This is a genomic window from Mycoplasmoides fastidiosum (assembly GCF_024498275.1).
GTDB classification, from domain to species: Bacteria; Bacillota_I; Bacilli_A; order Mycoplasmatales; family Mycoplasmoidaceae; genus Mycoplasma_N; species Mycoplasma_N fastidiosum.
Window position 1 is genome coordinate 71857 of the sequence record NZ_CP101809.1, and the last position, 15670, is coordinate 87526.

General features: G+C 28.6%; 16 protein-coding genes and 1 tRNA gene. 13 read left to right on the forward strand and 4 right to left on the reverse strand.

Features of this window, described 5'->3' with window-relative positions:
* Positions 1 to 9 precede the first annotated feature (9 nt).
* The gene (locus NPA10_RS00335) at positions 10 to 2871 is read left to right on the forward strand and encodes a hypothetical protein (protein WP_256547554.1); all 2862 of its coding nucleotides are present in this window, start codon (positions 10 to 12) and stop codon (positions 2869 to 2871) included.
* Here the strand turns inward: NPA10_RS00335 and pth are convergent.
* From pth to rpsB, 3 genes are all read right to left on the reverse strand, one after another.
* Positions 2852 to 3415 carry an aminoacyl-tRNA hydrolase gene (pth, locus tag NPA10_RS00340; RefSeq protein ID WP_256547556.1) on the reverse strand — a complete coding sequence of 188 codons (564 nt, stop codon included), beginning with the start codon at positions 3413 to 3415 and terminating at the stop codon, positions 2852 to 2854. The genes NPA10_RS00335 and pth overlap by 20 nt on opposite strands.
* A gap of 123 nt (positions 3416 to 3538) precedes the next feature.
* Positions 3539 to 3615 (reverse strand) — tRNA-Arg (locus NPA10_RS00345).
* Between the two features lie 49 nt (positions 3616 to 3664).
* The gene (gene rpsB, locus NPA10_RS00350; protein ID WP_256547557.1) at positions 3665 to 4702 is read right to left on the reverse strand and encodes a 30S ribosomal protein S2; all 1038 of its coding nucleotides are present in this window, start codon (positions 4700 to 4702) and stop codon (positions 3665 to 3667) included.
* Between the two features lie 188 nt (positions 4703 to 4890).
* Between rpsB and NPA10_RS00355 the strand changes: the two genes are divergently transcribed.
* From NPA10_RS00355 to rpsO, 11 genes are all read left to right on the forward strand, one after another.
* Complete coding sequence (locus tag NPA10_RS00355) at positions 4891 to 6669, forward strand: coiled-coil domain-containing protein (RefSeq protein WP_256547558.1); 1779 nt, start codon at positions 4891 to 4893, stop codon at positions 6667 to 6669.
* Between the two features lie 107 nt (positions 6670 to 6776).
* Complete coding sequence (locus NPA10_RS00360) at positions 6777 to 7067, forward strand: hypothetical protein (RefSeq protein ID WP_256547559.1); 291 nt, start codon at positions 6777 to 6779, stop codon at positions 7065 to 7067.
* The gene (locus tag NPA10_RS00365; protein ID WP_256547560.1) at positions 7054 to 7494 is read left to right on the forward strand and encodes a hypothetical protein; all 441 of its coding nucleotides are present in this window, start codon (positions 7054 to 7056) and stop codon (positions 7492 to 7494) included. Before NPA10_RS00360 ends, NPA10_RS00365 begins: the two co-directional genes overlap by 14 nt.
* A gap of 3 nt (positions 7495 to 7497) precedes the next feature.
* Entirely contained in the window at positions 7498 to 7908 is a 411-nt protein-coding gene (locus NPA10_RS00370) for a DUF1948 domain-containing protein (protein WP_256547561.1), read from the forward strand.
* The gene (locus tag NPA10_RS00375; RefSeq protein WP_256547562.1) at positions 7908 to 8618 is read left to right on the forward strand and encodes an RsmE family RNA methyltransferase; all 711 of its coding nucleotides are present in this window, start codon (positions 7908 to 7910) and stop codon (positions 8616 to 8618) included. The genes NPA10_RS00370 and NPA10_RS00375 overlap by 1 nt, the downstream gene beginning before the upstream one ends.
* Complete coding sequence (locus NPA10_RS00380; protein WP_256547563.1) at positions 8619 to 9338, forward strand: hypothetical protein; 720 nt, start codon at positions 8619 to 8621, stop codon at positions 9336 to 9338.
* Positions 9319 to 9786 carry an RpiB/LacA/LacB family sugar-phosphate isomerase gene (locus NPA10_RS00385; RefSeq protein WP_256547564.1) on the forward strand — a complete coding sequence of 156 codons (468 nt, stop codon included), beginning with the start codon at positions 9319 to 9321 and terminating at the stop codon, positions 9784 to 9786. Before NPA10_RS00380 ends, NPA10_RS00385 begins: the two co-directional genes overlap by 20 nt.
* Positions 9787 to 9789: 3 nt before the next feature.
* On the forward strand, positions 9790 to 11157 hold the full coding sequence (gene asnS / locus NPA10_RS00390) for an asparagine--tRNA ligase (RefSeq protein ID WP_256547565.1): 1368 nt from the start codon (positions 9790 to 9792) through the stop codon (positions 11155 to 11157).
* Positions 11158 to 11205: 48 nt separating this feature from the next.
* Positions 11206 to 12954, forward strand: coding sequence for a threonine--tRNA ligase (thrS, locus tag NPA10_RS00395; RefSeq protein WP_256547566.1), 1749 nt, complete (start codon positions 11206 to 11208; stop codon positions 12952 to 12954).
* Position 12955: 1 nt separating this feature from the next.
* A complete protein-coding gene (locus NPA10_RS00400; protein WP_256547567.1) occupies positions 12956 to 14104 on the forward strand; it encodes a hypothetical protein in 1149 nt (382 codons plus the stop codon).
* Between the two features lie 100 nt (positions 14105 to 14204).
* Positions 14205 to 14474, forward strand: a complete 270-nt coding sequence (gene rpsO, locus NPA10_RS00405; RefSeq protein ID WP_256547851.1) for a 30S ribosomal protein S15 — start codon at positions 14205 to 14207, stop codon at positions 14472 to 14474.
* Positions 14475 to 14553: 79 nt separating this feature from the next.
* Here rpsO and hpt read toward each other — a convergent pair whose 3' ends face one another.
* Positions 14554 to 15102 (reverse strand): hypoxanthine phosphoribosyltransferase, encoded by a 549-nt coding sequence (gene hpt / locus NPA10_RS00410; protein WP_256547568.1) that lies wholly within the window; start codon positions 15100 to 15102, stop codon positions 14554 to 14556.
* 298 nt (positions 15103 to 15400) lie between these two features.
* Here hpt and NPA10_RS00415 point away from each other — a divergent pair, with 298 nt between their 5' ends.
* Positions 15401 to 15664, forward strand: coding sequence for an HPr family phosphocarrier protein (locus NPA10_RS00415; protein ID WP_256547569.1), 264 nt, complete (start codon positions 15401 to 15403; stop codon positions 15662 to 15664).
* Positions 15665 to 15670 lie beyond the last annotated feature (6 nt).

The window sequence follows — 15670 nt, forward strand, 5'->3', positions numbered from 1 at the left end:
GAGTAAAAAATGAAAACCTTTAATAAAATGGTTTTTCAATTATTGACAATTGAAATGTTCACCTTCCCGTTGTTGGTTATTGGAATGAATGAAAAATCAGATCATTCCTATCAAAATCATAATTTATTTTCCTTAAGAAATAATCGTTATGTTCGTCATGCTGTTGATAATGAAATTTTAATTAGACCAATTGAAGAATCTCGCTTTGCTGGTTATGATTTGTATGATACTTTAGAAAATACACATTTGCAATCAGATGTAATAACTGAACAAATTCGAAAAATAGATCAGGAACGAAATGATTATTTACGAAACCGAGCTTCAGAAATTCGGACTATATACAATTCAGTAAACCGGAGCGATATTTTTCATCATACTAAATACAAGCGCAGATATTATAAGTTAACATCTGAAGTGTATGCAAATGCTGGATGTTTTATTCATTATGGAGTCGGCAACAAATGATACGAATGATGTAAAGACCGATCAAGCAGAATTAAGTATGATACTCAATTATCGACTCCTGAGCTTCCAATTTATTTTGTTTTATATAAAGAAAATCATCATTCAGAAGTTGGTTTAAACAAATTTGGGTTAAGTTTAAATAATTACGACTGAGATGTTGGAGCTCAAGATTTTAGAACAGATGAAGATAGACGATTGGCACGAGAATACGAAATTAACCGAAATGATTTGGTTAACTGATGAAGACCAAATGGAGAAATTAAATATAATGTCATGAAAGAATTTTATTTTCCGAATTGGTTTAAAAATCAATTATTTAGTTCTCAAGCACTAGAACCAGGTAAAAAATTATTACATACAGCATGAACTGTTCCTTTTTATTCAGGATATCAAAGTCGAACTAAAACACAATTGCCTAATTTTGTCGAAATAGGTCAAGAAGCTAAAAGTAAATGAATCAACGATGATTGTGAAAATTATGGAAGATTTTCTTATTGTAATCCTACATCGCATCGAATGGTTTGAACTTCATACGGATATCATAACGCAATTAATGCAAGCATTTTTAAAAGTGAGGGTTATTTAAGACCTTATATGAGTGAATTTATTGCTACTCAAAAAAACCAGAAAAGCGGTAGTTATCAATATCAACATATGCACTTTTTTATTGAACCCAAAGTTGGATATGGTAACGGAACTTCAACAGTTAAACTAAAAAAATTTTTTCCAACAGGCGTTAGAGATGATGTGTATACTGATGACATTTTTTATTTAAATTTTGACGATATGTTCATTTTAGAGCCATATTATATGGCTGAAAACATTTATCGAATTCGAGTTAGATTAAATGATCGTTTTTTAAAAGAAAAATATATTGATCTACGAAAATTTTTAGCAATTTCTTCTAAACTTAATTTTGAATTAACATACAAAATTCAAGCTCAAAATCGTGATACATCAACTAATTATGTTTCACTAGGTAAAGCAGGGACATATGACCTAAGAGAATTAATTGATGGCACTATTGTCTCATTTGATCCACGAGGATTAAAAGGTCAAGTGCGAATTTCGGATATCAAAATGAAAGTTAGTTCCAAAGACTCTAACAATTATCGATTAATTGATTATCGAAATAGTAGCGATTCAGGTTACAATGATTGATCTTTTAGAGTTAAAGGAGCAAATCATCCTGATTTTGAGTTATCCAGTGATAATTCATTAAGTCGAATTAACTATCGTCTAATTAATGAAATAAACATAGATAATACAAATTTTAAAAATTTATATCCCTCTGATTTTTTAAATTATCTTAACTTAAGAAAAATTTTTAGTTTTATTGATGATAGAGGGCTCGTTGATAATCGCAAATTAATTTTTCAGTTAAGAATAAAAGTTATTCCTAATGATTTAACCGGAGAACTATTATTACAGTATTATGATTTTGCTCGATTACAAAACATGAACTTAAAATTAAGTAATTTTAAAAAATTACAAACTATTCCTAATCGTATTGTAATTAATGAAACTGGAGCTAATAGTGATCTTGCTAAACCTGAAAAAATTAAGGAAATGATCAAATTAAATAATCCAAATATTGATGAAACAACTATTAATCGATTTAATGTGGAAATTTTGGGCGAAATAAATGATTTTGAACATGAATTTAAAGCTCTAATTAAACCAAAAGATCATCGTAATGCAAATGTTCAAAAACAATGAAATGATTTTTATCAAAATCAAGAAATTACTTTTTACAATAATCTGATATTAGCTCCGGAAGTAAAAACTACTGAACTTGAACATGAACCCGAATGATACACTGAAGATAATATTTGATTAGATTTATTAAGTATTACTCCAGAAATTCAAAATCGTGGAATTATCAGATCAGATTTTATTCTCAAGCCAGTTCCTGAAAATAATAAATTAAAGCTACATGTGAGTTTATTAAAAAATAATATGAGCGGAAGCAAGGAATATAAATTCAGCTATACTCCTCCCCCACCATCAGAACCTGAAGTTGAAGAAAATAATTTAGTTCTCGAAGAAGAGCAAAGTGAATCAACCAATAATTTGCATGAAGAAAATCGAAATGAAGTTGAAGAAAGTGTAAACAATAATTCTGAGAATGAAGAATCAACAATCCCAGGCCCACTACAAAATGATTCACAAACGGTGGTAAATAAACCGATTGAAAAATTGATAGAAAAAACTAATCCGGAAGAAAAAACACTAGTGCCAACAACAAAAGTTTTACAAAATGATCACGATCAAAAAATGACATATGCTTACGGAGCAATTGGTGGATTATCTGGAATTGTAGGACTAGGTGCAGGATTAAAAATAATTAAGAAAATTCGTTTTAAATCTAAAAAACAAAAGCAAATTAATTTAAAAAGTTCATAATTTTTTCAGGTTGTTGTTCATCCAAAAACATTTTAACTGCTTGAAAAACTTTTTCAGCCAAAACAGGAATTTCTAAAAATTGATTTGCATTAAAATTAGATAAAACAAAATTGGAAGTTTCACCAATTTTTGGGCCAATTCCAAATTTAATGCGATGGATATTATTATGACCAATTTTATTAATGATATCCATCATACCTTTTTGTCCGCCTGCTGATCCGTTCTTTTTAAAGCGTAAATTACCAAAATTTAGATCTAAATCATCATAAATTACAAGAATATCTTTATGAAGAACTTTAAAAAAATTAATCATTTTTTGAACACATTGTCCAGATAAATTCATATAGGTTTGTGGTTTTACTAAAATGACTTTTAATTGATCACTGTAGTGAAAAACATAACATTCTCCATCAAATTCATTTGTAGAATTTTGAATATTAAATTTTTTAACTAACTGATCAATCATTAAAAACCCAGCATTATGACGAGTTTGATGATATTGATATCCTGGATTACCAAGACCAAAAATAATTTTTATTTTCATAATTAATAATTTTAATTTAAATTAAAAAATAAAATCAAGTGCGAATTTATAAATTCATAATATACATAAAAAAAGTCCGTTGAATAATTAACGGACTTTTTTAAATAGTATTTAAAACTAAAATGGCGCGCCAGAAGGGACTCGAACCCCTGACCGCAGGCTTAGAAGGCATGTGCTCTATCCAACTGAGCTACTGGCGCAAAAAACTAATCGTATATAACGATTAGTTTTAATAAAAAATTAATGAGATTAATTATTAGGAGCTTCAGATGATTGAGGTTTAGCCTCAGTTTTTTCGCTATGTACTTGTACTTTGGTTGTACGAGTTGGAGAATAATTATTTCTTTTTCCTCGATTTAAATTGTGGCGTCTTTGAATTTCTGGTAACACAATATCATCAGCGGAACGATAAGCCACAACAGTAGGGTTATCGTTTGCATATGCAATAGCATCACCTAAAACGTTAACAATTAAATATGCAGATCGAATAGAAAAATTATTAGCAGGAATAATAAAATCAGCTAATAAAGGATCGGCATTTGTGTTCGCAACAGCAACAACTGGAATACCAACTTTTTTAGCTTCTAATACAGAATTAATGTCTTCTACAGGATCAAAACAAACTAAAACTTGAGGGATTTTAGTCATATTTTTAATTCCGCCATAAAATTTTTCCAATTTATCGCGGTCGCGAGTAAGATCTAATAATTCTTTTTTGGTTCTACCTGCTTGCAAGCTTTCATCAGCTAATAAAACGTCTAAGTCGTTTAATTTTTTAATTGAGTGTGAAATATGTTTGAAATTTGTTAGAGTTCCACCCAACCATCTTTGAGTTACATAATATACGCCCACACGTTCAGCAACACTTTTAATTAAGTTACGAACTAATTTATTTTTAGTTCCAACAAAAATAACTTCGCCACCAGAACGAACAACATCTACCAAATAACTAAAAGCTTTTTCTAAAAAACCAGTGGTTTTTCGGATGTCAATAATATGATTAAATTTTTTAGTGTAAATGAATGGTTTCATTTTTGGATTTCATTTATTGGGTTTTAAACCAATATGAATCCCACTATCAATTAATTTAGGAAGCGGAATTAAAGGAACTTCAGATCGTTTTTTCTTTTTTTCTGAATCTGCAGTTTCATTTGATTCAGAAAAATTATTTGGGTCAGTAGAACTAACTTCTACTTGTTTGGATTCAGTTGAATTAGCTTCCACATTTGGGGCCTGCTCAGTGTTTTCAGCGTTTACTGATTCAACTTCGGTTTTTAAATTTGTCATTAAGACCTCATGTAAAATTTGAGTAGTAATTTGTCTACTTTCTATTTGAGAAAAATAGACAAATAAAGATCATTTTTTAATTTACAATTAAAGAATCAGTGCTTAAATTTTTGATTAAAAAATGATCCTTCATATTATACATTAGATTTATTAAAAATTTTCAGTACAAATTTGTTTCATTGGAGATTATGAGTAATTTAGAAATAGCATTATTAACAGTTACAGCAATTTTGGCTTTTATATTTTTAGTTGTTGGTTTGATTTGATTAGTTGTGCATATTATCCAAAAAAAGGAAAATAAACTATTAATTCAATTCAATGGAATTGAAAATAGTCAAATTGTTAAACGTGAAAAATATATTAATACAATTACAACAAAAAATAAGCAACTAAAATCAATTGCCGATTTTCTAAAACAATCAATCCAAAGTTTGGAAAGCAATATTAAGATTACGAAAAAAAATCTTTTTTTATTGCGTCAAACAAAAACATATTCAGATTTTAAAAATTATAAAAAACAGTTTATTTCAATTAATCAGGATATTCAAAAATTACAAAATGCTATTTCTGAAATTGATAAATATGCTTTAGACTCTAAGGCATTTAAGGAAGATAGTTTAAAACTATTAATTAGTATTAAACAAAAATATGTGGAAATTGATAATTTCTACGTTAATAATTTATTACCTGAAAATTTTTATAACGAAGATTTATTTAGATTAATTAAAAGTATTAGGAAATATTTACAAAAAATTAATGCTTTAATTAGTGATGTTAATAAAGAAGAATTGGTAAAAAATTTTAGTCAAGTAATTTCAAACCTTTCAGTTTATGCTAAATGAAATTTAAAAGCATATGAAAATTTGAAAAAAATGAAAAAAATTGCAAAAGTTTTTCCTGAAGCTTGAAAAACTAAAAACCAATTAGTTTTACACTTTTCTGCAAATGAATTGAAATTAATTAATCAGTGTGATCAATTTATTAACAAAAACTATGAAAAAACTTTGGAAAACATTAAAAGAGGAAGGTTTAATAATTCTGAAAAAAAAGTTAACACAATGTTAAGAGCAGCTTTTTTTTATGCTGCTAAAGTTAATTTAAACAAACAGGAAACAGCTATTTTAAATCAGCCTATTTTGCTTGATGAAATTATTAATAAAACTGATTTTATGTTGAAATCCATTATTAAGTGAGCTGGAGCAATTATTCAAAATTGACAAAGTGAAGTAGAAAAATCAGCTCAAGAAATTTTTACTCAAAATAAAGAATTGAATGAAAAAATTTTATGTCTCAATTCAGCAAATAAACAATTATCACAAGCTAAAGAAGACATGACGAATAAGACTAATCATGAAATCTTAGAAATTAATTTATCAATTGCTCAATATCTAAAAGAAACTAGTCTTTCATTGGGGACATTAAACGAAAATATTTTTAAAAGTAATAAAAATTTTCAAGAAATAGTTCAAAAGCAATGAACTCTAAAAATTTTCATGATTCAAATTAACGATTATGCCAAAAAGCTATTGCCCGAAAATAATGAAATTTACCTTGAAATTCAAAAAAGTGCAAATAAGTGTTCTAAACTTGTGGATAAAATTTTAACAGGTTATGATGTAGCCATAAAAACTCAAGATGAAGCTAATGCTTTGTCAGAGAATTTAGAGTTATATAAAAAAGTAATTACTAATGCTTTGGGATATCGTTTATTGGCAATCAAATTGTATAAATATTGATTTGTTTTAGCAAAGAGACATGACAAGTTTAATTCTGCATTTTCTCGCATGATTTTAGAAAATTTAAACGCCAAAAAATGAGAGGATGTTATTTTTGCCTGTCAAGGGCGAATTGTCAAAATTTCTAACGAATTAACTCGTAAAAATTCCAATTCTCAAAATAAATTTTTCAAATTTTTTGGAATAAATAAACAAAAAACAGCAACAACATCAACATCAGAATTAAATTAAATTCCATTTGGATTTTTGAAATATTACTTCAAATGAATCCTAAGAGTATAATTAAATAAGTTATTGAAACATGATTGTTATAGATTAACAAAAAATGGAAATTCAAAATGAGTTACTATGCAACTGGAAAAATCAAAATAGCTAAACATGCAGTTGTTAGAGCGAAAGAAAGAATTCCTGGTTTAAAAAAATTAAGTGATTTGGAATGTGATATTAAGATAAATCAAATTGCCAATGAGGCTTATGAAAGCCGAAATATTTTTATTTTTTCTAATCCTGATGAATCCAAGATTTACTATTTAATCGATTCATCTTATTGAGTAAATAATAAACCCATTTGTATGGTCTTTAAAAAATCAGAAAATCTTGTAGTTTCATTTATTTATGCCAAAAATTAAAGACTTTTTTATTTCTAGTTTTAATCAATCATTACAAAGATCTTTTTCATTTAATGCCTTTTTTCAAAAATTTAGATATAAAAAAAATCACTTTTTAAAGATTATTAATTTATTAACTTGAAACGATATTAGAAATGTTTTAGGATTAGAATATCGAATTAGATTTTTGACAAGCAATAAGATTCGACATTTACTTGAACACCAACAAGCAAAAGTTTTGATATTTATTTATAATGATGAAATAACTAAATTTTATGGATATCACAAAAGCTTCATTTACATGGATAATGTTTTTGCCAAAAATAATTTAAATGTTTTAGACAAAAAAATGAAATACATTATTTTAGGTTTTTGAAGAAACGAAATGGAACAATATCGTTTTCTAAAAAACCAAAATTATAAAGTTTTTTTGCAAAAGGAAGAATAAATCATGGAAAGTAATGATAAACAGAATTTACCATTTTGAAAACGTAGAGTCAACATTATTCAAACAATTTTTGCTGATTTAAGTTTTGCTTTTCCTTTTCATGATTATCAAAGTCGCATTGTTGATTATGATCAGTGAACTAAATTCGAAATTGCAGTTTTTGATTATTATTTAAATAACAAATTAGAATTAATGAAAATTTCAGAAAGTTTTTTAAGTAATAAATGAACGCTGCAACGTCTACAAAAAACCACATTAGCAATTATTTTGGAAGCAATTTCAGAATTTCATGCGATGCAAACGCCTAAATCTGTTTTGATTCAACAAGCAGTGATAACAGCTCAAAAATATTCTGCTAATCAAGATTACAAATTGGTGAACGCGATTTTGGATAATTATTTTAAGAGTTTGTAATGCGTCAATTTTTTGTTAAAAGAAGAATCAAAAATATTTTTTACTTAGAACTTGATGATGTTTATCATGCTTACAGGGTTTTGCGATTAAAAACCAATGAAAAAATTTTATGTATTTATAACCAACAAAAATTTTTTTGTAAAGTAACCAAAATTAATTCTAAAGAGGTAGTTTGTGAATTAGTTGAAGAAGTAGCAGTTGCTCAAACTAAACAATATCAAATTACTTTTTATTTGCCATTAACCAAACAAAAAATTTGGGATTTAATGGTTGAAAAGTTGACTGAATTGGATTGTGATGTTTTTGTGCCAGTTTTGTTTAGTCGTTGTCAAAAAAATGATGTAATTCGTATTGATCGCTTAGAAAAAATCATTGAAACTGCCGCAAAACAATCCAATCGAATTAATTTAGCCCAAATTAAACCGCTGATTGATTCTGAAAGAATGTTTGAAGAATTAGAACGGTACGATTTGGTATTGTTCGCTGATGAACGTTCACGTTTATTAGAGTTTGCACAAATAACCAGAACTCAAATGCAGAAAACAATTGCTTTAATTATTGGTCCTGCTGGTGGATTTAGTAAAGAAGAATTTGAAATTCTAACTGATAAGGCAATTAGTATAAAATTAAGTAATAATATCTTAAGAAGTGAAACTGCAGCAATTGCTTTAATTAATTATTTCTATTTTGCAATAGAGGGTTTGAAATAAATGAATAGCCGTAAATTAAATTTTAGATGAAGAACTTGGTACTGAAATTTTGCACCAATTGCATCAGCTTTCATGATTTCATCATTAGCAATTTTTATGATTTTAATTGCTGATTTAAATGATAGTTTTTTTGGCGGACTACTATACCCTTTATACATTGCCTTTACTTCACTTATCAGTTTTAGTTTAGCAGTTGCTTATTTATGATTAGCTAATAAAGATTATCTTTTTCAAAAAAATAAACTAAAGCCTCACCGAATTAAATTTTTGAAAAACGGTTCAATTTTTTTTCTAATTAGCCAATCAGTTTACATGATTGGTTTAATCATTAATTTCATCGTGGTAAAAAATTATTATGAATTTAATGGTAGCACTATTGGATTTAGTTTTCCGGGTAATATTTCTGCTGTGGGTTATCTAGGTTTTTTCATGGCATCAGTTTGTTTATTAAATTTAGGGATGATGATTTACTGAACTTTTTTTCAATTTACTTTTGGTTTTGATATTTTTCAATACGACAATCGAGATTACATTGAAGAACTTGTTAAAGCTGAATCCAAAAATAATAAAATAAAAAATTATAATCATTCATGAAACGAAATTGCTGAAAAAAACAAAAACTCTAACATTAAATTTCAAAATCCTAAATGAAGTTATTTTGTTAATGATTATTTAAATTCTAAGAAGGAAAATGAAGAAAATGAATCAAATAAAAGTTAAAAAAATTTATCTTGGTGCTGATCATGCTGGATTTGGTCAAAAAGAATATATGAAACGTTTTTTAAATGAGATTAATTGTTCATTTGAAGATTTAGGTACAGACAGTTTTGCTGCTTATGATTATCCAGATATTGCTGAAAAAGTTTGTTTAAAAGTACAAAATGATCCGGACAGTTATGGGTTAATTATTTGTGGTTCTGGTGTTGGAGTTACGATTGCTGCAAATAAATTTCGAGGTATCCGTGCAGCTTTAGTTGATCGTAAAGATTTAGCATATTATGCAGTCGCTCATGACAAAGCAAATGTTTTATGTTTATCTTCTCGGTTTACAAGTTTTATTGAAAATACCGAGATCACTCAAACTTTTTTAACAACGGAATTTGAAGCAGGAAGACATTGTGCTCGAATTGAAAAAATTGAAAAATTGGAAGAAAAGAACGGAAAATAAGAAATGCAAGTTATTGACATTAAAGAAATTGAAGCTCAGAAAGATAAACTCGAATTCATTCACGTTGTCGGTTGAGCAGTAACTAATCGCAAAAGTGGTAAAGTTCTTGGTTTTTTGGAATTGAACGATGGATCTAGTTTTAATAATTTACAAGTAGTTTATAAAGAAAACGAAACTTTAGGTTTCGAAGAAGCGACTAAGATTGAGTTGGGAGCAGCCGTACGAGTAAGTGGTAATTTTAAAAAAACTCCGAATGCTGCTCAACCTTATGAACTACAAGCTAAAGAAATTGTTGTTTTAGCAAGTTGTAAAAACTTTCCCATTCAAAAAAAAGAACAAACACCTGAATTTTTAAGAACTATTGCTCATGTTCGACATCGTACCAAATATTTTCAAGCAATTCAAATGGTTCGTAATCAATTAAGTACAGCAATTAATAACTTTTTTGCTTGTTTAAATTTCGTTTGACTGCATGCACCTATTTTTACAGGGATTGATTGTGAAGGGGCTGGTGAAGCATTTGAAATTCAAAAAATGGAACACAACCAAGATTTTTTTAAAAAGCCAGCACGTTTATCAGTTTCTGGACAATTACATGCCGAAGCTTTTGCCTTAGGATTAAAAAGGGTTTACACTTTTGGACCAACTTTTCGTGCCGAAAAATCATTTACCAATCGTCATGCCGCAGAATTTTGGATGTTAGAACCAGAAGTAAGTTTTGCAACATTAGATGATAATTTAGAACTAATCGAAAATCTTTTAAAACACTTATTGAATCATGTTTTAACTAATTGCAAAACAGAATTAAATTATTTAGCTCAAGCTAATAAAAAACCAAATTTAGTACCAACACTGAATGAAGTAGTTAATAAAAAATTTACACGTATGAATTATAAAGATGCTGTGGTAACTTTAAAAAATGATTCTGCAGCAGGATTAGTTACTTTTGAAGAAAACAATATTCATTTTGGTATGGATTTAAAAACTGAACACGAACGTTACTTGTGTGAAAAAGTTGTTAAGGGACCAGTTTTTATTTTTGATTATCCAAAATCACTTAAAGCTTTTTATATGAAAGTAAATGATGATGATATTACAGTAGCTGCTGCTGATTTACTTGTTCCTGGAATTGGTGAATTAGTTGGGGGATCTGAGCGGGAATATCGCTATGATGTTTTGAAAAAACGTTGTCAAGAATTGAACATTGAACTTGATTCCATGCAATGATACCTTGATTTACGTAAATATGGTTATTATCGCTCTGCTGGGTTCGGAGTTGGATTTGATCGATTAGTGATGTATGTGACGGGAACGGACAATATTAAAGATACTTTACCTTTTCCTAGAACTTATCAACAAATGAATTTTTAGTGATCATTTCAATTCTATGAAGCGAAATGATCAGAGAGATCCAAGTTTATGTCAGAAATTAAATATGAATTAAATCACAGTGCAGCACATATTTTAGCTGAAGCATTGTTAAAACTCTATCCACATGCTAAATTAGCAATTGGTCCAGCAATTGCTGAGGGATTTTATTATGATGTTGATTTTGGTGAAACTTCAGTATCTGCTAAAGATTTCAACAAAATCAAAAAAACCATGCAACAAATTATCAAACAAAAATTAGTCTTTTCATCCCAGATGAAAACTAAACAAGAATTATTAACCTTTTATCAAAACAATCCGTATAAGACCGAAATTATTGCTGAGTTAGAAGGTAATGATTTACAAGTTGTTTATACTGGTGCCCACTTTTTTGATTTATGTAAAGGGGGTCACGTTCACAATACCCAAGAAATTAAAGCTTTTGAATTATTAAAAATTTCTTCAGCTTACTGGCGGGGTGATGCTAATAATCCAAGTTTAACTCGAATTTATGGAGTAGCTTTTGATAATGCAGATGATTTAGAAAACCATCTAAAAATTTTGGAAGAACTAAAACTTTATGATCACCGTAAATTGGGGCATGATTTATGTATTTTTAGTTTTGATCCTCTAATTGGAGCGGGACTACCATTATGATTAGAAAACGGCACTATTACTAAAAATTTAATTACCAAATTTGTCAATCAAATTCAAGTGGCTCATGGTGTTGATTTGGTAACTACACCTATTTTGGGTTCTAAAGAACTATATCAAACTTCAGGTCACTGGGATCACTATCAAGAAAATATTTTCCCCCCTATCGCTCTAGAAAACCGTGAATATGTTTTACGACCTATGACTTGTCCACACCATATTGTTTTATTTCAAAAACAATTATGATCTTATAAAATGCTGCCCAAAATTTATGGTGAAAATGCCATTTTACACCGGTATGAACATTCGGGGGGATTAACCGGATTAGAACGAGTACGTTCAATGGAATTAATTGACAATCATGCATTTTTAGGTGCTGATCAAATCACCAAATTCATTGAAACAGCTTATAGTATGATTAAAACTGCTGCAACTGGATTTGGGGTTAAATTCAGCCGAATTGATCTATCATTACACGATCCTGATGATAAACAAAAATTCATTAATGATCCAGTGATGTGGTCCGAATCTGAAAGTCAATTAAAAGCTGTTTTAGAAGACTTAAAAATCAATTATGTACCAATTATTGGCGAAGCTGCTTTCTATGGTCCCAAAATTGATTTTCAGATGGAAACAATTGGTCGAAAAATGATCACAGTTGCTACAATTCAATTAGACTTCTTATTGCCCAAAAAGTTTAAATTACATTATATTGATGATCATGGTAATGTACAACAACCAATTATGATTCATGTGGGGATTATTGGTACTTTAGAACGTTTTATTGCAATTTTATTAGAAACATATAAAGGAAATTTACCACTCTGATTAAGTCCAAAACAAATTGTTATTATCCCAGTTAATAATGAAACACATGTTTCAGCTGCTAATGAATTAAATAAGAAATTACAATCATTAAATTTACGTAGTTTTGTGGATCATTCAACCGAACGGTTAGCTAAAAAAATTCGTAACGCTCAAATTCAAAAAATTCCTTATCAAATTGTAATCGGTGATAAAGAAGTTGCTAATTTAAATGAAATAAATTACCGTAAATATGGCGAAGACGCAAGCGTTCAAATTAGTTACGACCAATTTGTTAAAGAGTTAATTCGCTTAAATCAACAACCATCTGTAAAGCTTTAATATGATCTTTGATTCGAAATTAATTGTTTTTGACATTGATTTTTTTCATAGTTTTGACTATGATCTAGATTTGTTGCAAAACATGAAGCGTTTGTTACAAAAAATCAGTGGCGAACAAAACTTGGTCATTATGTCTAATGAAAATCTCATGGACTGTGTCGATCAAATTAAAAAACTAAAAATTCGTAGTGGCTATATTATTGCTAATTCGGGTTCATTTATTTTTAACATTGCAGCTGATGCTATGATGTTTCAGAAAAAATTTGATCCTAATACAGTAAAAGCAATTGCTCATATTGCCACACTCCGGGACTTAGTGGTTATTATTAATGATTTGAATGGTCGAAAAATTTCTTATGAATTAAACGACTGAGCTTATAACTACTGTAATAATAAAATCCTGAATGAAGGCGGAGGTAAAGTTGAGTTTTTCCGTTCTTGGAATGAATTTTTAAATGCAATTAATAAATTAGTCATTGGAAGTGTCGAAATTATTTTCCATTATGACAAAGATGAAAACATTGCTCAAATTAAACAAGATTTTTTATCCAAAATTAACTTAATTGTTAAGGCTGATGTTTTTTTAGCTAAGAATCATTTATATATTAGTCCTATTAATGCTACCCGAATAAATGCATTATATAAATTAGCTAAAGTTTTAGAAATTAATCCTAAAAAAGATTGCTTGTATATCGGGGTTAATAACTACGATGGGCGATTACGCAAGTTTAGTTATTTGAGCGTCACTTCTCAAGAAACTTATCGTTCTTTAACATTTAATTTTTCATCTTTAGAAGAACCGCATTTATTTTTAGCTTATCAAAATAGTTGAATTGGTTGATTAAACAACAATGACTATTTATGATCTCATGAACCAAACCACCGTATTACTGATTGGTTTTTTAACACCCAAGATCAATTATTGCACCGAAATTTTGATATTGATGAGTTGAAAAATACTAAAACCAAATTCATTCAATTTAACACTCGCAAACGATTTAACCGATTTTCCAAAATTGATTTAAATACCCATCAAACCGACACCATTATTATTGATAGTAATAAAAATGAAATTTTGGCTTTACCAGTTTGAGAAGAAAATAAAAAAACTTTATTGCAAAAATTAAACACCATTGAACAAATAAAATAAGTTATAATTTTACGGTTATTATTTTTACTTGGGATAATTTACCTTTCAGAATTATATCTAGGTAGAAATGTTTAAAAAAATAATGAAAGGATTGCACATCATGGCAATTACTAAAGAACGCAAAAGCGAACTAATTACTACTTTTGGTGGTTCAGCAACCAATACTGGATCTACTCAAGCTCAAGTTGCTTTATTAACTGAACGAATTAAATCTTTGACTGAACACTTAAAAGTTAATAAAAAAGACTTCTCTTCTAAACGAGGTTTGTTCAAATTAGTTTCCCAACGTCGCCGTTTACTAAACTATTTGAAAAAACGCAACATTGATGCTTACCGTGATTTAATTAAAGTTTTAGGTTTAAGAAGCTAATTAATAAAAGATCACTATAGACATTAAAAAAACATCCAATTTATTATTGGATGTTTTTTTATCGATTAAATTAAATCAGCTACTTTTTCTTTTTATATACTTCTGGTTTTAAAATACCAATGTAAGGTAAATTGCGCAAAAGTTGTAAATAATCCAACCCAAACCCCACAACAAAATGGGGTTCAATTGTAAAACAAGCAAAATCAACTTTTAAATCTTGTAAACGTTGGGATGGTTTATCTAATAAAGTCACAATTCTTAATGAACGAGCTTTTCGCATTCTAATTAAATCGCTAATTTTAGCAATAGTGTTAGCGGTGTCAACAACGTCTTCAACAAGAATGACGTCACGGTTTTCAACATTAGTTACTAAATCAGTCACAATTTTCACATTATGATTACGTTGAATACCATGATAGGAAGTGACAGTTAAAAAATCAAGTTCAACATCAATACTAACTCCAGGTAACAGTTTGCCAATAAAGGGGATACAGCCTTTTAAAATCCCGATAATAATTGGTGGTTGAGGGTTATGTTGATAAGTTTGATTTATATAATCACTAGCTCTTTTAATTCCTGCATCTAATTCTTCAGTATTAATTAGGATGCTTTCAATACGCGGATCCATCCGAAATTTCCTCAAAGTTGATAATAAGTGGATAAATAATAATTTTAACCAAAAAAACTTGGTGATAATTATTTAATATTCTAATTAGTGATCAAATTTCTATGGTTCAAATTCGAATTGAAAATATTTTTAAAAGCATTGGTTATGAACTTAAACCCGAAAATAAAAGAGCATGGTTGATTCGATGGTTTATAATTTAATTACATTCAAATTTTTAATTGTTAAGATTCTCTGCAATTATTAGAAATGTGCTAAAATTACAGTGATTTTGATAAAAATTATCAAGGATACATAATAAATGTTAAAGTACAAATTTCAAGTATTAGACCCGATTGGTTTACACGCACGTCCAGCAACAAAATTAGTTGGTGTAGCTTCTAGATTTGATTCCAAGATTGAATTGTTTTATGGTGAAAAGAAAGCCAATGTCAAATCAGTAATGAATCTGATGGCTTTAGGTGTAAAAACCGGTGCTGAAGTGGAACTGGTTGTTGATGGTGAGGATGAAGCAGTAGCACTAGACGCTTTGAAAGCAGTCATTGCTGAAAATAAATTAGCCTAATTTTTT